Below are 15,417 nucleotides of genomic sequence, written 5' to 3'. Positions count from 1 at the left end.
GAGGAATACCATGTTAGCGCCACATCCTTTTGGCCATGAGATCACCGAAAACTCCCTGACCGAAAAATTCGCGTCATTCCGCCAGTGGGAAGATCGTTACCGCCAGTTAATTTTGCTGGCGAAATCTTTACCGCCGCTGGATATATCGCTGAAAACGCCCGAAAATGAGCTGAGTGGTTGCGAAAACCGTGTCTGGCTGGGCGCAGAAAAAACGGAGAATGGAACGATGCATTTCTATGGCGACAGCGAAGGGCGGATCGTTAAAGGTCTGCTGGCAGTGCTGCTGACTGCCGTGGAAGGTAAAACGCCGGCAGAGATTCTGATGCGGGATCCACTGATGCTATTTGATGTATTGGGGTTGCGTGAGCAACTCAGTACCAGCCGTTCCAGCGGACTTAATGCGCTGGCAGAAGGCGTAATTACCCTCGCCCATCAGGCTGCCTGAGCCTGACGCTGTGCTTTAGCCATCATTTTCTTCAGTACGTGGGATACCGCGACAAAACCAAACGTCGCGGTCACCATCGTCGCAGCACCGAAACCAGACGCGCAATCCATGCGTTTAACGCCTTCTGCGCTTGCCTTTGCAGCACATACTGTGCCATCAGCCTGCGGGTACATCAGCGGTTCGCTGGAAAATACACAGTCGATCCCAAGCTTACCTTTGCTGTTCTTCACCACGTTGAAATCATTTTTCAGACGTTCACGCAGTTTTGCCGCCAGCGGATCCTGAATTGTTTTCGCCAGATCCACCACGGAAATTTGGGTCGGATCAATTTGTCCGCCCGCCCCGCCTGTGGTCACCACCGGGATTTTAAAACGACGGCAATAGGCCAGCAGCGCAGCTTTAGGCCGGACGCTGTCAATAGCATCAATCACATAGCTAAAACCCTGATCAAGCATCTCAGCCACGTTATCGGGCGTAATAAAATCATCGATACAGGTGACTTTGCATTCCGGATTAATCGCCAGAATACGCTGTGCCATGATTTCCGTTTTTGCCTGCCCGACATTTTCACGCAACGCATGGATTTGACGGTTGGTATTGGTCACGCAAACATCATCCATATCAATCAAGGTGATCGCGCCAATGCCGGTGCGGGCCAGCGCTTCCGCCGCCCAGGAACCCACTCCGCCAATACCGATCACACAGACATGCGCCTGCGAGAACAACTCCAGCGATTGCTGACCATAAAGCCGGGCAGTTCCGCCAAAACGTTGCTGATAAGCGTCGGAGTAAGTAGCTGTCATGAAAAAATAAACCTCAGTGCGTTCGTAAACTTTGTCGTTTGAAATATTAACGGGTGAAAACTAGTTGGACGGCGCGTATGCCGTAAACAGCGGCTTGCCGTTCTGCGCTGATTTTAACACCCAGACGCGACCATAGTGATTATAAAATCCGGCTGAATGCCCGGCATCAGGGCCAATTCCCTGATACATATCGAAATGTTGTCCTTTAATCGCACCACCGACATCCAGTGCCACCATCAGACGCATATGATATTTACCGGTGAACTTGCCTTTATCGTTAAGCTCAGGCACTTCCGCCAGTAATGTTGTTCCTGCCGGGATCAGTGAACGGTCAGAAGCCACAGAGGCTTTGGCAATCAGCGGCACACCGCTGGCACCACGAACCGGAGCAAAAGGCTCTGGTTTGAAGAAAACGAATGACGGATTCTGCTCCAGCAATTCACGCACTTGTGCCGGTGTGTGGGTGTCCGCCCACTGGCGGATCGCCTGCATCGACATATTTTCGCGCGCCACTTCCCCACGATCAATCAACACTTTGCCGATGCTGCGGTAGGCATGGCCGTTTTTACCAGCATATCCGAAGAACATGAACGGGCGCCCGTCGCCGTAATCGACATAACCGCTGCCCTGCACTTCCATCATAAAGTTATCCATCAGGGAATTAGTCCAGGCAACCACGTAGTTATCGCTCAGTGCACCGGAATAAATTGAGGCGCGATCAGGCAGACGGCCGCGTTTTGGCGGCATACGATAAAGCGGATACTGGAATTCACCCTGACGGGTGTAGCGCGCCTGCACCACCGGCGTGTAATAGCCGGTCAGTTGCACATTACCAAAATTGTCAGCACCTTCCATCTGATACGCGCTGATGCCGTACTGGCTAAGGTTGCGGGTATCAGCCCCGGAGCGCAGCCATTGTTCGACAGCCTGGAATGTTGTGTTATTACGACCATATAAAGAAGAAGAGGCAATTTGTACCGCGGCGACCTGATTAGAGTAATCCAGCGCATTCACTGGTTTGCCTGTGGCATTCGGCTCATTCACATATTCGAGTGCATTATCCAGACGGCCATCTTTGTACTGCTGGCCCCGGTCAGTAGGTCGCGAAGAACAACCCGCCAGCACCGCTAACACCAAACCACCCAGCAGATATTTACTCCAACGTCCTTTCATTATTGCCGCGCTCTCTTACTTTCAGGAAAATGACTGGCGAAACGATAACAAACGCCCTATCAGAAAGGAATTGCCACAGCCGAAAAAAGTGTACTGAGCCAAATTGAACATCAAACGGCAATTTTGTGGATAAAAAGCCAGCAACTAAGTGCTTTATTTGAATAAATTCAAAAAAGGGTTGCACGAAATCTCATGGGGAGTATAGTTCGCCTCCATCGGACGCGGGGTGGAGCAGCCTGGTAGCTCGTCGGGCTCATAACCCGAAGGTCGTCGGTTCAAATCCGGCCCCCGCAACCAATTCGATTTCGATGCATAAAATGCTCAGTTGAATTGTACGATGAATTAAAGCAGTATACGGACGCGGGGTGGAGCAGCCTGGTAGCTCGTCGGGCTCATAACCCGAAGGTCGTCGGTTCAAATCCGGCCCCCGCAACCAATTCGAGACCGATGCATGAAGATGCTCAGTTCGGATAATGTGATGAAGTAAAGCTGTAAGAGTAGTGACGGACGCGGGGTGGAGCAGCCTGGTAGCTCGTCGGGCTCATAACCCGAAGGTCGTCGGTTCAAATCCGGCCCCCGCAACCAACTACTAAAAATCGGTTACAAACATCAGGCACCCTAACGGGTGTTTTTTTGTCTCTGAATTCCGCCAAGCGGCGGGAATAATCACCTCGCAGCCTCTCTGGTTATCCCCTCGCCAACATCCCACCTTCTGCAAAATATGCTTTGATCCCGGCCAGAATAGACTCTGCCACCTGCTGCTGAAAATGTGCAGTCCGCAATTTCTTCTCTTCACTGATGTTACTGATAAACGCCGTTTCCACCAGAATTGACGGGATATCCGGCGCTTTTAATACCGCGAACCCGGCCTGATCCACTTTATTTTTATGCAGATGATTAATCCTGCCCATACGCGTCAGCACTTCTTTGCCAAATTTCAGGCTATCGCTGATGGTTGCTGTCTGAACCAGATCAAACATCGTGTGATCCAGATAGCGGTCACCGCTTTTACTGACGCCGCCTATCAGGTCAGATTCATTCTGTGTTTGTGCGAGAAAACGTGCTGCGGAACTGGTTGCCCCTTTGGTCGACAGAGCGAAAACCGACGAGCCTTTTGCTGCACGGCTGGTAAATGCATCTGCGTGAATAGAGATAAAAAGGTCTGCCCGCAGTTTTCGTGCCTTTGCCACGCGGACTTTAAGCGGAATAAACACATCTTCATTGCGGGTCATATGCGCTTTCATATTGGGTTCACGCATAATCAGCTTCTGTAATCTGCGGCCGATCTGCAATACAACATCTTTCTCACGGGTCTTATATTTGCCAATCGCCCCCGGATCTTCACCGCCATGACCAGGATCAAGCATGATCACCAACGGCCGGCTTCGCCCCGCCTGACCATCTTTTGCCTTTTCCGGAGGTAGCGTTCTCGCCACATCTCCGCGGTTGTAATCTTCCAGTAACGCCAGCAGCGGATCGTCCTGAGCACTGATTTCACCCTCTTGCGGATAAAGATCGAGCACCAGCCGGTTATGGAATTCAGCGACCGGTTTCAGCGTGAAGACATGTGGATTGATTACATGCTTGAGCTCAAACACCAGGCGGACCGTTTTGGTATCAAACTGCCCCACCCGCGCCTGTCTGATATAAGGATCACTTTGCTGGACTTTTTCGCCCAACCCTTTTAACACACTGTTGAGATGCACATCTTCGATATCCACCACAACGCGCGGCGGATCGCTGAGCAGAAACTGCTTATATTTTAAGGGAGTGCTGGATTCAAGCGTAATTCGGGTATAAGTAGACGAGGGCCAGATACGTACAGCAATGACCTGTGAGCTGGCAGCAAAACCCACTTTACTCACGCTCAGTATCCAGGAAGCAGCTACGGTTTGCAGGAGGCGTCGTCTTCCGGGATTGTGGGTATCGTCAGTCATGCAGTCTCAAAAAGTGTCCAAAAGTAAAAAATAGCTGATAAAAAACTCATTTTACGAATTCTAACGAATCATATCCTGCATGTCATTCCTAAACATTTATTCGATTTATCAATTTGTTGTATGTTTGTGATGGGTGTTAAAACAAAAACAGAGATTTCTTACTTGCCACAGCGCCGCAAAAGAATAAAAATACAAAAATTACGAATAAAAATTCATACGAGGTTTTGCCGTGAAGGAACGTAGTACTGAACTGGTTCAGGGATTTCGCCACTCAGTTCCCTATATAAATGCTCACCGAGGCAAAACATTCGTTGTCATGCTCGGTGGGGAAGCCATTGAACATGAAAATTTTAGCAATATTGTCAACGATATCGGCCTGTTACACAGTTTAGGCATCCGTCTGGTCGTCGTTTATGGCGCCCGTCCGCAGATTGATGAGAACCTTTCTGAGCATAATTACGAGCCGATTTATCATAAGAATATTCGCGTCACGGATGCACGTGCGCTCGAACTGGTTAAGCAAGCCGCCGGGCTGCTGCAGCTCGATATCACGGCGCGGCTGTCAATGAGTCTGAATAATACGCCACTTCAGGGCGCGCATATCAATGTCGTCAGCGGCAATTTTATCATTGCTCAGCCGCTGGGCGTCGATGACGGTATTGATTACTGTCACAGTGGGCGTATCCGCCGTATTGATGAAGAAGCGATTCACCGTCAGCTCGACAGCAATGCGATTGTCTTGCTCGGTCCGGTTGCAGTTTCGGTTACCGGTGAAAGCTTCAACCTGACTTCCGAAGAAGTCGCAACACAACTGGCGATCAAACTGAAAGCAGAAAAAATGATCGGCTTCTGCTCTTCGCAAGGGGTAATCAACGAGGAAGGTAATATTATTTCCGAACTGTTTCCTAATGATGCACAGCAAAAAATTGATCAGATGGAATCCGGCGGCGATTATCTTTCCGGTACCGTTCGCTTCCTGCGCGGCGCGGTGAAGGCCTGCCGCAGCGGTGTACGTCGCAGTCACCTGATCAGTTATCAGGAAGACGGTGCACTGGTTCAGGAACTGTTTTCGCGCGACGGCATTGGCACGCAAATCGTGATGGAAAGTGCCGAACAAGTTCGGCGAGCAACCATCAACGACATCGGTGGCATTCTGGAACTTATTCGTCCGCTGGAACAACAGGGTATTCTGGTACGCCGTTCCCGCGAGCAGTTGGAAATGGAAATCGATAAATTTACCATTATCGAGCGGGATAACCTGACCATCGCCTGTGCGGCGCTTTATCCGTTTCATGATGAAGGGATTGGCGAAATGGCCTGCGTGGCGGTTCACCCGGACTACCGCAGCTCTTCACGGGGTGAAATGTTACTGCAACGCGTTGCCAGCCAGGCGAAACTCATGGGGCTGAACAGGCTGTTTGTACTGACGACCCGCAGCATTCACTGGTTCCAGGAGCGTGGTTTCAAACCAGCAGAAGTGGATGTGTTGCCGATTCAGAAACAGGAAATGTATAACTACCAGCGTCGTTCCAAAATACTGATCGCTGAGCTGTAACTCTCTCACTACCTGGCCTCAGTTATAAAAAGGACGCTTCCGCGCCCTTTTTATTTTGCTTTACACATCAGCGGGTTATTTACCCGTGTGCGGTTCCAGCGCCTGTTGCAACGTTGAGGTATCAGACCAGGTTTTAAAGCCCTCAGGCGCCGCGTATTGTGGCGACTTGCTGTCATTGCCTGAGACCTGTGACAACATCGCCAGACCATCCTGTTTTATTACGGCCTGATTGAAGTAATCCGCCAGCTGAGTTTGCGTCAGCCCGGCAATAACCCGGATAACATTCGTGCGGGTGTCAAATTGTGGATTTCCGCGGCTAAAATCATTTCCCAGACGGTCAGCTTCCTCATCTAACGTTTGCGGGTTTTGCTGCATTTCATTCACCAGCCCCTGTTTGTATTGCAGGAACTCGTCATCCTTCATTTCACGCAGACGTTTTTCGGCCTGCGGATAAAATGCCAGATAGCGCTGATACAGATAATCAGGTTGCCTGCTGTTACTTTGCAGCAGGAAACCAATCCCCCACTGTTTGCCTACCGGAATAGGAAAAGCAAACACTGCGTAACCCAGTTGTTCTTGTGTCCGAAGCTGACTGTAGAACCATGGCTGAATAATTTGTCCCAGCAAAGCACTGTACGCCATGCTCTGAACTTCATCATAACCGGTGGGGACATACACCGCTGCCAGCGCAGAGTCCGAACTTGTCCCAATACGCTGAATATTCGCTTTCAGCGGTCCGGTCACTACGGCCTGCTTGCCGCGCCACCACTGTGTCCCATGCTCACCCAACTTTTGCATGATTTGCGAAGACATCGCTTTAACCTGATCAGCCGTCATATTCCCCACGACCATCACTTCTACCGCAGCATGATGAACCAGTTGTTCACGGTAGGCGTTCACCTCTTCCAGTGTGATGGCGGAAACCAGCTTTTCACGCTCGCTGCGCTCGGTATAAGGCACCCGCGAAAGCAACTGAACCGGTTGTAACGCCAGCTCAAACGCTTTCCCTTTATCTGCTGAAGCTAAACGCTCGAGATACCATGATTTCGCCTGATCAAGCTGTTCCTGTGTCGGTTTGAAATCAGGGTAGTTATCGACCAGTGCTGCCAGTAAATCAGGCAGACACTCGGTGAAACCGGTAGCAGTAAATTGTAATCCGTTATCAGGCGATGTGCCGAACGTGATCCCACCAATGGATGCCTGATAGCTCAGCTGATCAAAAGCAACGCCGGTGAGGTAATCTGTCAGGCCATACAGCACCTGATTTTTAGCCGTGCTGAGAGACTGCTCATTGCGGAAAGAAACGGTCACATTCGCTTTAGGCTCATCAGCAAAATAGCGACTCGGCATGTAGAACACCCGCAACCCTTTATCTTCAACTAACAATTCAGGTTTCGTCGCCGTCGAATCTTTAGTGACCAGCGCAAGTGAGTCCGGAATGTACGGATTCAGCGCAGGCAGCGACAGAGAAATCCCCTGCCCCAGCGTCTTCCACTGCGAGTAGGTTTGTGCGGGAACTTTATCGATCTCATACGGCGCATTAACAAAGTAGGCCACTTTATTGTGAGGCTCATTCGGGCTGATGATCCAGTAACGTGCATTTTGCGGCGTCATTTCAGTTAGCCGTGATTCAATCGCTTTAGGATCATACTGGTCAGTAAGATACGGCGAGTCGAGAACATGCCCGACAGGTACCCGCAGCATGGTATCCACCAGCCATTCGACATAATCCATATCACGCGTCAGTGCCGGATAGCGGAAGTCGAGCGCCATAACATGTGCAATCTCATCAAAATAGGATTTCCGGATCCCCTGAGCGCGCATTTCATTGAGATAGTTGAAAATGGCGGCAATAACGGTATCGCGTTGCGCCAGCCCCTTATCCGTCAGGGAAACAGAAATATTGAATACGCCCATATTACGGTTAACCATCGGATCCGCACCTGCACTGATCCCGTCGGCATAGCCCTGCTTCTGTAACCAGTCGGATAGGGTATTCGGGCTGCGGTTACCAATAAGGTAGCTGATATAGGTATCGGTTTTACTGCGAAAATCGGCACTATTGTTATCAATGGCAAATTCAATCCGCAATTCTTTGCGCGGCTGTGCAGGAACGAAATGGATAAACTCGCCCTTTTGGTCTGCAGTTAACGTCGGGACTGTAATCGGCGGCACGGCGGCATGATGATTGGCGATCTGGCCAAAGGTTGTGGAGGCCAGTTCAGCAAGTTCAGGCAAAGGTTTATTGCTATAAATCACACCGACCATGAGGTTAGCGGAATAGTAACGCTGATAAAAAGCCGTCAGCTGGTCATGAAGCTTACTGCCCGGTTTATCTTTCAACGTATCCAGATTACCCCCTGAGAAGCGGGCTGCCGGGTGCATAGGATTTAATGTTTCTGCGCGAACTTGCGCCATCCGCATACCGTCACGCGATCGGGCCATCGTCAGTTCAGCGTTCACGGCATTACGCTCACGGTCTCCGTTGGCGGGATCTAATAGTGGTTGGCCGATAGCATCCGCCAGGCGATCTACCGCTTCTGGCAAGGCATCGTTTTCTACTTCAAGATAAAACGCGGTGCGGTAAGAAGCTGTACTGCCATTATGGCTCCCACCGTGTTTTTTAAGGAATTCAGACAGGCTTTCCGGCTGAGGATATTTCTTCGAGCCCATCAGCAACATATGCTCAGTATAATGGGCAAGGCCTAACTGAGAATCAGGATCCTCCAGCGAACCGACAGGAAGGGCCAATGCGGCGAGAGATTTGGGCGCCTGAGGGTCAGAAACCAGCAAAACGGTCATATCATTGGCCAGTCTTATTGCCTGATAGTGACGAGGGTCGTTTTGACTTTTATTGATAGCTTGTGCAAAAGGTTGCCAGTCAGCTGCACTTGAAACAACAGGTATCCCAACGCTCAATAACAACAGTACCCCGAAAACGCGGGTAACCTGTTTTAACATTGCCACTCTCCCTCAATCGAATAAACGTGCCACGCAGGCAATAAATACACGGTTCAATAACCGATGAACCTCAACACGCTGTTTTGAGCGATTGAGTCTGTTCAGACCGCGCAGAAACAGGATAGTTGTGAAAAAAAATCGAATCGGGATTTTCTTCCTGTGCTCCGTTATGTTTTAGCCACAACACTCATGGTTCCCAATAGGGGAAAAACACCCGGTTAAACCACTCTAAGCTGTTAACCCGCCATTGCAAGTAGCTTAACAGTATTTTTGCCCGGTAATATGCGGCTGACAGATGCCACTTCAGGGGGCAAAATCACATATCAAACGCTGCAATATGGCCTGATATTTTGTCGGCGTTTGAATTGCCGCAGTAACCAACTTGCAGGATTGTGCATATGAAGTGCCGTTAATCAGATATTCCCAATTTTTCGCAAAAGGCTCCGTCCCCTTCCCGGCTACAGAATAGGCTTCAAGCTGGGAGTGCGCTTCTGCCCACGCCTGTTGAACCTGCCACTGGCGCATAAAACCGTGGCTCAGTGACTGGTAATAATTCAGGAGCCCCAGAATGGAAACTGACAAGAGCAACATGGCGATCAGCGCTTCTGTGAGGCTGAAACCTTGCTGTGCTGAGCAGCTTTCATTCATTGCAGGCCTGCGCATCAGTCTCAGGACAAAAATCCAGCCATCCTTGTTTTAGTGGCGAAAAAATCAGATCTCCGCCAGCCTGCTTTTTACTACTGACTTGCTGATACTGTACAACGGGTTCATTGTCTTGAGTTAACCGGCCTTCACCACGGACCAGAAAGATATCCTCCCGAAAGGCAGGGCGGACACAGGCCCGGCCACTTCCTGAAATAATGATCCCAACCGCCACCTCCCGGCACTGCCAGTAGGGATCATGGCTGTCGCTCCATGATTGTCCTATGCCCCACGCCAATGCCGAAGCTGCATTTTCCCAGGCAACATTATAGCGATGCTGATTTGACGTCAGCGAAAGCCCGGCGGAAAGTTGCTGTTGCAGCGAATTAAGGACAATCAAGCCTAATCCCATCATCACCAGAATACTCAGGATCATGGCGCTCCCACGTTGTCTGAGTGAATCGCTTCTTTTGACTACGCTCGTCATAAAACATGGCCTGCAATCATCTCGTTAACCTGACGGTGGATAAAAGGATCTTTGCTCCAGCGGGCTTCCAGTTGCAGAGAATACAGACGGCCGGAGGCACTTTCTGCTACCTGCGTAATCGTAAATCGGGTCACGTTAACTTCAGCCGGATCAAGGAGTTTTTCCCAGCCAGAACTCCCGCAGTCATCTGTTCCGCGCTGGATTTCAATCCCCCCCTGTCGTAAACGATAACCAAAGTATTCAGATTCCGGTGAGCTGGTTTTATCCCATATTCCGTTACGGTTCAGGTCATAGATAACAATGATGCAGGAGCCAGGCGCTTCGCCGACAGCGTTACTTATGATAAAAGATTTGCCCTCACAGTTTCCGTTACAGAAACCGGCCCGACGGATATCTTTGCCGATAGCAGAAATACTCTGGCGCAACAGTTGTTCCAGCTGATAATGCCGGCCCAGACTCTGGCTTCTCTGGCGCATAAGCGGATAGATTTGTGCGGCACTGAGCATCAGCATGCTGCCAATACCCATCGCAATCATCACTTCGGGCAGCGTGAATCCCTGACAACGGGATGTGTTCACTGACATAGCCCGATACCCAGTAAAGGCTGAGTTTCACTACACATACGCAACCGCCCTCTGACGGAGAGAACGATTCGCACACTCCCTGCTGGATTTCTCAGCGTGATATGCCCGGCAAGTGCCGCATTCCGCAGGCCGTAAAAGCCCATATTTTTTTCAGGAACGTCGACTAATTCAATGCCAGCTTCATGAAGGGCGAATATTTTACCCGCCGCATTACGGCAATCAGAGGGGCGGATGCCGGTTCCCACACACCCGTTTGCGCCGGAAATCCCCCATAAAACAGCAGAACGATTGTAATTATTGGCTTCGGCCTGGACTCCGTATAAATACAAACGCAGTTGCTGAGCCGATTGTTCAAGCTTCAATGCCTGCTGGTAACTGCGCCAGCTGTGGATTCCCCATAACGTACACATGGCAATCAGAGCCACAACAACCATCATTTCGATCAGCGACATTCCCTGCTCTCCTGCCCGCTCAAATGTTTTCATACCGCCAAAATAAGCGTGTAGATTTTTATCGCCACCGGCAAAGTCATTTTTTCCAGGATGTCTTCAGAGCAATCTGTGCAATAAAATACACGCGGCAAAAAATTTGCGTGATATCTCGCAGGGATAACATCAGGATAAAAATCGGAGTGGGAATCGTCAGGGAAAGGTGTAAAAAATGCAGCAAGAAACGTGAGAAGGGATAAATTACCGCCTGACCAGGCTGTCAGGCGGCACACCACAAAAAATCAGATCGCCACAGGCGCTTTGATTGCAGGATGTGGATCGTACCCTTCAATCTCGAAATCTTCGAAGTTGTAATCAAACAGGGAGGCCGGTTTGCGCTTAATCACCAGTTTTGGCAATGCACGAGGCTCACGCGTCAGCTGCAGATGTGTCTGTTCCATATGGTTGCTGTACAGATGCGTATCGCCACCAGTCCAGACAAAGTCACCGACTTCCAGATCACACTGCTGTGCCATCATATGCACCAGCAGCGCGTAGCTGGCGATGTTAAACGGCAGACCCAGGAAGATGTCGCATGAACGCTGATACAGCTGGCAAGAGAGTTTCCCGTCGGCCACATAGAACTGAAAGAAAGCGTGGCAAGGTGCCAGCGCCATCTGATCCAGCTCACCGACATTCCATGCCGACACAATAATGCGGCGTGAATCCGGATCTTTTTTTAGCTGTTCAACCACATTTGTCAACTGGTCGATTTGCCTGCCGTCAGCCGCGCCCCAGGCACGCCATTGCTTGCCATAAACCGGACCGAGGTCACCCTTTTCGTCTGCCCACTCGTCCCAGATGCTGACATTATTTTCACGCAGGTAGGCAATATTCGTTTCGCCTTTCAGAAACCATAGAAGTTCATGAATGATGGAGCGTAAATGACAACGTTTGGTGGTGACCAGCGGAAAACCTTCCTGCAAGTTGAAACGCATCTGATGGCCAAAAATCGACAACGTGCCCGTACCGGTACGGTCGGCTTTAGGGGTGCCCTCATCGAGCACTTTCTGCATTAAATCCAGATACTGTTTCATGTTACCTCACGACAATTGTTTCTGCGGACGGCGATATGCCCAGACCATCATAATCAGGCCAATGACCACCATAGGAATGGACAGAACCTGCCCCATGCTGATGATTCCATCGAACAGGCCTAGCTGGGCATCCGGCTGACGATAGTGTTCAACGATGATGCGGAATAAGCCATATCCGATCAGGAACAAACCTGATACGGCGCCCATCGGGCGTGATTTTCGGATGAACACATTCAGAATAATAAACAGTACAACGCCTTCAAGCAGCAGTTCGTACAGTTGGGAAGGATGACGCGGCAATACGCCATACTGATTCAGCAATGGCTGCCATTTAGGGTCAGCCGCAGCAATCGCGATGTCTTCCTGACGTGAGCCCGGGAACAGCATCGCCCAGGGTACATCTGTGGTCACACGCCCCCACAGTTCGCCATTGATGAAGTTACCCAAACGACCTGCGCCAAGTCCAAACGGGATCAGCGGAGCGATAAAGTCGGAAACCTGGAAGAAGTTGCGTTTGGTACGACGGGCAAAAATCAGCATGACCACGATCACGCCAATCAGGCCGCCGTGGAAAGACATGCCGCCATCCCAGACTTTGAAAAGATAAAGCGGATTATCGAGGAATAAAGGCAGGTTATAGAAGAAAACGTACCCGATACGGCCACCGAGGAATACCCCCAGGAAACCGGCGTACAGCAAGTTTTCGACTTCATCTTTTGTCCAGCCGCTGCCTGGCTTATTGGCACGGCGTACCGCCAGCCACATCGCGAAGACAAAACCGACCAGGTACATCAGTCCGTACCAGTGCAGAGATACCGGTCCGATTGAGAAAATTACCGGATCAAACTGGGGAAACGCCAGATAGCTGTTGCTCATCTATCACCACAAATTGTTTATCATTATTGCCCGTTCAGGGGCCAGCAGGGAGCGAATAGTAGCATAGCCGGAAGGTTTTCCGGGGCTAAGCTGCTGGAAAAGTTCTGTAAAAAATCATCTCATCCAGCGCCGTGAGGCGAGCAGGATGAGGGTAACCTGGGGCAAAGCGCGGTATCCGGCGCTTATTTACCCCCGCGGATCAGGCCGCCCAAACCGCGTCTTTCCATAAAAGCAGCCGTCATATGACGCACGTCCGTCGTGAAATGCGCCTGTAACACCCGGCTGGCCAGTTCCTGGGCATCATGGAGTTCAATACGGCGAAGCAGATATTTTACACGGGCAACGCTGCGTCCGTTCATGCTGAGATTGCGAAAACCCATACCGGTAAGCAGTAATGCGCCCATCGGGTCACCCGCCATCTCGCCACATAAGCTGACATCCAGCCCGGCAGCCTCAGCGGTGGTAACAATTTGTTTGAGCACCCGCAGCATCGCCGGATGCAGGCTGTCATAAAGCCCTGCAACACGGGTATTGTTACGATCAACAGCCAGCAGATATTGCGTCAGGTCGTTGGTGCCGACGGAAATAAACTCCACTCTCCCGGCCAGTGCAGGCAGCATAAAGACCATCGACGGCACTTCTATCATCACGCCCAAACGCGCGCGCGGCAGTTCATAACCCAGTTGTTCTTCCACTTCACGTCCGGCGCGATCGATTAAGCGACGGGCCTCATCAATTTCTTCCAGGCTGGTGACCATTGGCAGAAGAATGCCAAGATTTCCGGTTGCGGCATTCGCACGCAACATCGCACGGACCTGGATCAGGAAAATTTCAGGCTGATCGAGGGTAATTCGAATCCCGCGCCAACCCAGACAAGGATTTTCCTCGCTGATCGGCATATAAGGCAATTGCTTATCAGAGCCGATATCCAGCGTTCGCAGGGTCACGGGTTTTTGCGGAAACAGCTGTAACATGCCCTGATATTGCGCGACCTGCTCTTCCTCAGAAGGAAAACCGCTTTGCAACATGAACGGAATTTCGGTGCGATAAAGCCCAACGCCGTCAACGCGACTGCCAAACAATTTTTCATGATCTGCGCTCAGACCGGCATTCAGCATCACTTTCACCCGTTCGCCGCTTTTCAGCGCTGCGGGTTGCTCAACGTCATCTTCAGCCTTCTGACTCAGCTCCATTTCTTCGCTAATCAGACGCTTGTATTCTGTGACCAGTACGGCTTCCGGATCAATGAGCAACTCACCACGGTAGCCGTCAACGATCAGTTGTCTCTGGCTGAGCAGTGCAGGCTGTATATCAGCGCCCATAATGGTCGGCACGCCCATTGCGCGAACCAAAATCGCCGCATGTGAGTTAGCTGCACCATCGCGAACCACAACGCCTGCCAGACGGTCTTGCGGCATTTCAGCCAGCAAAGTGGCTGTCAGTTCATCTGCAACCAGAATAAAACGTTCTGGCCACTGCGTGTTGCCCTGGATCGTATCATCAAGATGAAACACCAGCCGCTGCCCCAGCGCCCGTAAGTCACTGCCACGCTCACGCAGATAGGTATCCTGCAAGCTGGAAAACTGCGCCGCAAATTCTTCGACAACCTTTTTGACGGCCCACTCCGCCACTGCACCCTGATCTATCTGGGCGAACAGTTCGCGTTTGAGACGGGCATCATTAAGAAGGTGAGAATAGAGGTCAAAAATCGCTGCGCTTTCTTTCTGCGCACTCGCCGCGAAACGTTTACTGAAGCGACGGAACTCTGCACCGGCATCTTCCAGAGCGCGGGTCAGGCGCTCGCGTTCACGCACAGTATCAAGCGTAGACGCCATATAAACGTGGTCGAGCGAAGGCTGAGAGCTGTCCTGCCAGCCAACACCGATGGCCACGCCTGGAGATGCGGCAAGCGCACGAACGCGCGTCTGGCGAAAGCGTCCATAAAGCACATTAAGCTGTGCCTGAGAAAGGATCGCCGCCAGTTGGGTGGCAAGCGTGACCATAAACGACTCTTCACTTTCGTCGAACTGCCGGTGTTCACGTTGCTGGATAACCAGCACACCCAGCAACTGACGACGATGAATGATCGGCACACCCAGGAAGGATCGGAAAAGATCTTCTTTTACGGCAGGAATATATTTGAAGCTTGGATGGCTCTGCGCATCGGCAAGGTTGATGGGCTCGGCCAGACGCCCTACCAGACCGACAATACCCTGATCAAAAGCCAGCGTAATAGTCCGACCACGAGGTTTTTTCAAACCTCGCGTCGCCATCAGATAATAACAACGACGGTCATTGTCAGCGAGATAGACGGAACACACTTCCGTGTCCATCGCCAGGCAGGTTTCGTTGACCAGTACGTCCAGCGCATCATTGAGGCTGGACGCCATTGCTACCTTTTCAACAATTTCTCGCAAACGCGTGAGCAT

The 15,417-nt window shown here is 51.0% G+C and carries 13 protein-coding genes and 3 tRNA genes; 5 read left to right on the top strand and 11 right to left on the bottom strand.

The features are described 5' to 3' along the window. The first annotated feature begins 10 nt into the window (after window positions 1–10). Entirely contained in the window at window positions 11–445 is a 435-nt protein-coding gene (gene csdE / locus ETV65_RS20695) for a cysteine desulfurase sulfur acceptor subunit CsdE (protein WP_129954960.1), read from the top strand. Here the strand turns inward: csdE and tcdA are convergent. Together tcdA and mltA are read right to left on the bottom strand one after the other, a co-directional pair. Then, on the bottom strand, window positions 433–1,248 hold the full coding sequence (tcdA, locus tag ETV65_RS20690; protein ID WP_129954959.1) for a tRNA cyclic N6-threonylcarbamoyladenosine(37) synthase TcdA: 816 nt from the start codon (window positions 1,246–1,248) through the stop codon (window positions 433–435). The two genes, csdE and tcdA, sit on opposite strands and share 13 nt — an antisense overlap. A gap of 60 nt (window positions 1,249–1,308) precedes the next feature. After that, a complete protein-coding gene (mltA, locus tag ETV65_RS20685; protein ID WP_129954958.1) occupies window positions 1,309–2,421 on the bottom strand; it encodes a murein transglycosylase A in 1,113 nt (370 codons plus the stop codon). 220 nt (window positions 2,422–2,641) lie between these two features. Between mltA and ETV65_RS20680 the strand changes: the two genes are divergently transcribed. The 3 genes from ETV65_RS20680 to ETV65_RS20670 all read left to right on the top strand — a co-directional run bounded on the left by ETV65_RS20680 (window position 2,642) and on the right by ETV65_RS20670 (window position 3,006). Further along, a tRNA-Met gene (locus tag ETV65_RS20680) sits at window positions 2,642–2,718 on the top strand. Between the two features lie 62 nt (window positions 2,719–2,780). Then, window positions 2,781–2,857: transfer RNA gene (locus ETV65_RS20675), tRNA-Met, on the top strand. A 72-nt stretch (window positions 2,858–2,929) separates the two neighbouring features. After that, window positions 2,930–3,006: transfer RNA gene (locus ETV65_RS20670), tRNA-Met, on the top strand. Window positions 3,007–3,107: 101 nt separating this feature from the next. Here the strand turns inward: ETV65_RS20670 and amiC are convergent. Further along, complete coding sequence (gene amiC / locus ETV65_RS20665; protein WP_129954957.1) at window positions 3,108–4,358, bottom strand: N-acetylmuramoyl-L-alanine amidase AmiC; 1,251 nt, start codon at window positions 4,356–4,358, stop codon at window positions 3,108–3,110. 229 nt (window positions 4,359–4,587) lie between these two features. Here amiC and argA point away from each other — a divergent pair, with 229 nt between their 5' ends. Continuing rightward, entirely contained in the window at window positions 4,588–5,913 is a 1,326-nt protein-coding gene (argA, locus tag ETV65_RS20660; RefSeq protein ID WP_129954956.1) for an amino-acid N-acetyltransferase, read from the top strand. Window positions 5,914–5,988: 75 nt separating this feature from the next. On the opposite strand, the gene ptrA is transcribed toward argA, so the two are convergent. The 8 genes from ptrA to ptsP all read right to left on the bottom strand — a co-directional run bounded on the left by ptrA (window position 5,989) and on the right by ptsP (window position 15,417). Then, the gene (gene ptrA, locus ETV65_RS20655) at window positions 5,989–8,874 is read right to left on the bottom strand and encodes a pitrilysin (RefSeq protein WP_129954955.1); all 2,886 of its coding nucleotides are present in this window, start codon (window positions 8,872–8,874) and stop codon (window positions 5,989–5,991) included. Between the two features lie 303 nt (window positions 8,875–9,177). Beyond that, entirely contained in the window at window positions 9,178–9,522 is a 345-nt protein-coding gene (locus tag ETV65_RS20650) for a prepilin-type N-terminal cleavage/methylation domain-containing protein (protein ID WP_129954954.1), read from the bottom strand. Beyond that, entirely contained in the window at window positions 9,515–10,003 is a 489-nt protein-coding gene (locus ETV65_RS20645) for a YgdB family protein (RefSeq protein WP_240782865.1), read from the bottom strand. The genes ETV65_RS20650 and ETV65_RS20645 overlap by 8 nt, the downstream gene beginning before the upstream one ends. Next, window positions 10,000–10,587 carry a prepilin peptidase-dependent protein gene (locus ETV65_RS20640; RefSeq protein ID WP_129954953.1) on the bottom strand — a complete coding sequence of 196 codons (588 nt, stop codon included), beginning with the start codon at window positions 10,585–10,587 and terminating at the stop codon, window positions 10,000–10,002. The genes ETV65_RS20645 and ETV65_RS20640 overlap by 4 nt, the downstream gene beginning before the upstream one ends. Continuing rightward, window positions 10,578–11,072, bottom strand: a complete 495-nt coding sequence (locus tag ETV65_RS20635) for a prepilin peptidase-dependent protein (RefSeq protein WP_276320345.1) — start codon at window positions 11,070–11,072, stop codon at window positions 10,578–10,580. The genes ETV65_RS20640 and ETV65_RS20635 overlap by 10 nt, the downstream gene beginning before the upstream one ends. Window positions 11,073–11,317: 245 nt before the next feature. Further along, window positions 11,318–12,112: a thymidylate synthase gene (gene thyA / locus ETV65_RS20630; protein WP_129954951.1), complete on the bottom strand. Its 795-nt coding sequence runs from the start codon at window positions 12,110–12,112 to the stop codon at window positions 11,318–11,320. A 6-nt stretch (window positions 12,113–12,118) separates the two neighbouring features. Continuing rightward, complete coding sequence (gene lgt / locus ETV65_RS20625) at window positions 12,119–12,988, bottom strand: prolipoprotein diacylglyceryl transferase (protein WP_129954950.1); 870 nt, start codon at window positions 12,986–12,988, stop codon at window positions 12,119–12,121. A gap of 182 nt (window positions 12,989–13,170) precedes the next feature. Then, entirely contained in the window at window positions 13,171–15,417 is a 2,247-nt protein-coding gene (ptsP, locus tag ETV65_RS20620; RefSeq protein WP_129954949.1) for a phosphoenolpyruvate--protein phosphotransferase, read from the bottom strand.

The sequence above is a fragment of the Rahnella sp. RFA10(1/100) genome, assembly GCF_004195115.1.
In the GTDB taxonomy this organism is placed as follows: Bacteria; Pseudomonadota; Gammaproteobacteria; order Enterobacterales; family Enterobacteriaceae; genus Rahnella; species Rahnella perminowiae.
Note: the sequence above shows the minus strand (reverse complement) of the source record. Positions and strands in the feature narration are given on the sequence as shown.

Excerpts from the sequence above, each read along its gene's own strand:
- tcdA (WP_129954959.1), bottom strand. The coding sequence starts at position 1,248 with ATGACAGCTACTTACTCCGACGCTTATCAGCAACGTTTTGGCGGAACT.
- lgt (WP_129954950.1), bottom strand. The coding sequence starts at position 12,988 with ATGAGCAACAGCTATCTGGCGTTTCCCCAGTTTGATCCGGTAATTTTC.
- mltA (WP_129954958.1), bottom strand. The coding sequence starts at position 2,421 with ATGAAAGGACGTTGGAGTAAATATCTGCTGGGTGGTTTGGTGTTAGCG.
- ETV65_RS20650 (WP_129954954.1), bottom strand. The coding sequence starts at position 9,522 with ATGAATGAAAGCTGCTCAGCACAGCAAGGTTTCAGCCTCACAGAAGCG.
- ETV65_RS20640 (WP_129954953.1), bottom strand. The coding sequence starts at position 10,587 with ATGTCAGTGAACACATCCCGTTGTCAGGGATTCACGCTGCCCGAAGTG.
- ptrA (WP_129954955.1), bottom strand. The coding sequence starts at position 8,874 with ATGTTAAAACAGGTTACCCGCGTTTTCGGGGTACTGTTGTTATTGAGC.
- csdE (WP_129954960.1), top strand. The coding sequence starts at position 11 with ATGTTAGCGCCACATCCTTTTGGCCATGAGATCACCGAAAACTCCCTG.
- thyA (WP_129954951.1), bottom strand. The coding sequence starts at position 12,112 with ATGAAACAGTATCTGGATTTAATGCAGAAAGTGCTCGATGAGGGCACC.
- ETV65_RS20635 (WP_276320345.1), bottom strand. The coding sequence starts at position 11,072 with ATGAAAACATTTGAGCGGGCAGGAGAGCAGGGAATGTCGCTGATCGAA.
- ptsP (WP_129954949.1), bottom strand. The coding sequence starts at position 15,417 with ATGCTCACGCGTTTGCGAGAAATTGTTGAAAAGGTAGCAATGGCGTCC.
- ETV65_RS20645 (WP_240782865.1), bottom strand. The coding sequence starts at position 10,003 with ATGACGAGCGTAGTCAAAAGAAGCGATTCACTCAGACAACGTGGGAGC.
- amiC (WP_129954957.1), bottom strand. The coding sequence starts at position 4,358 with ATGACTGACGATACCCACAATCCCGGAAGACGACGCCTCCTGCAAACC.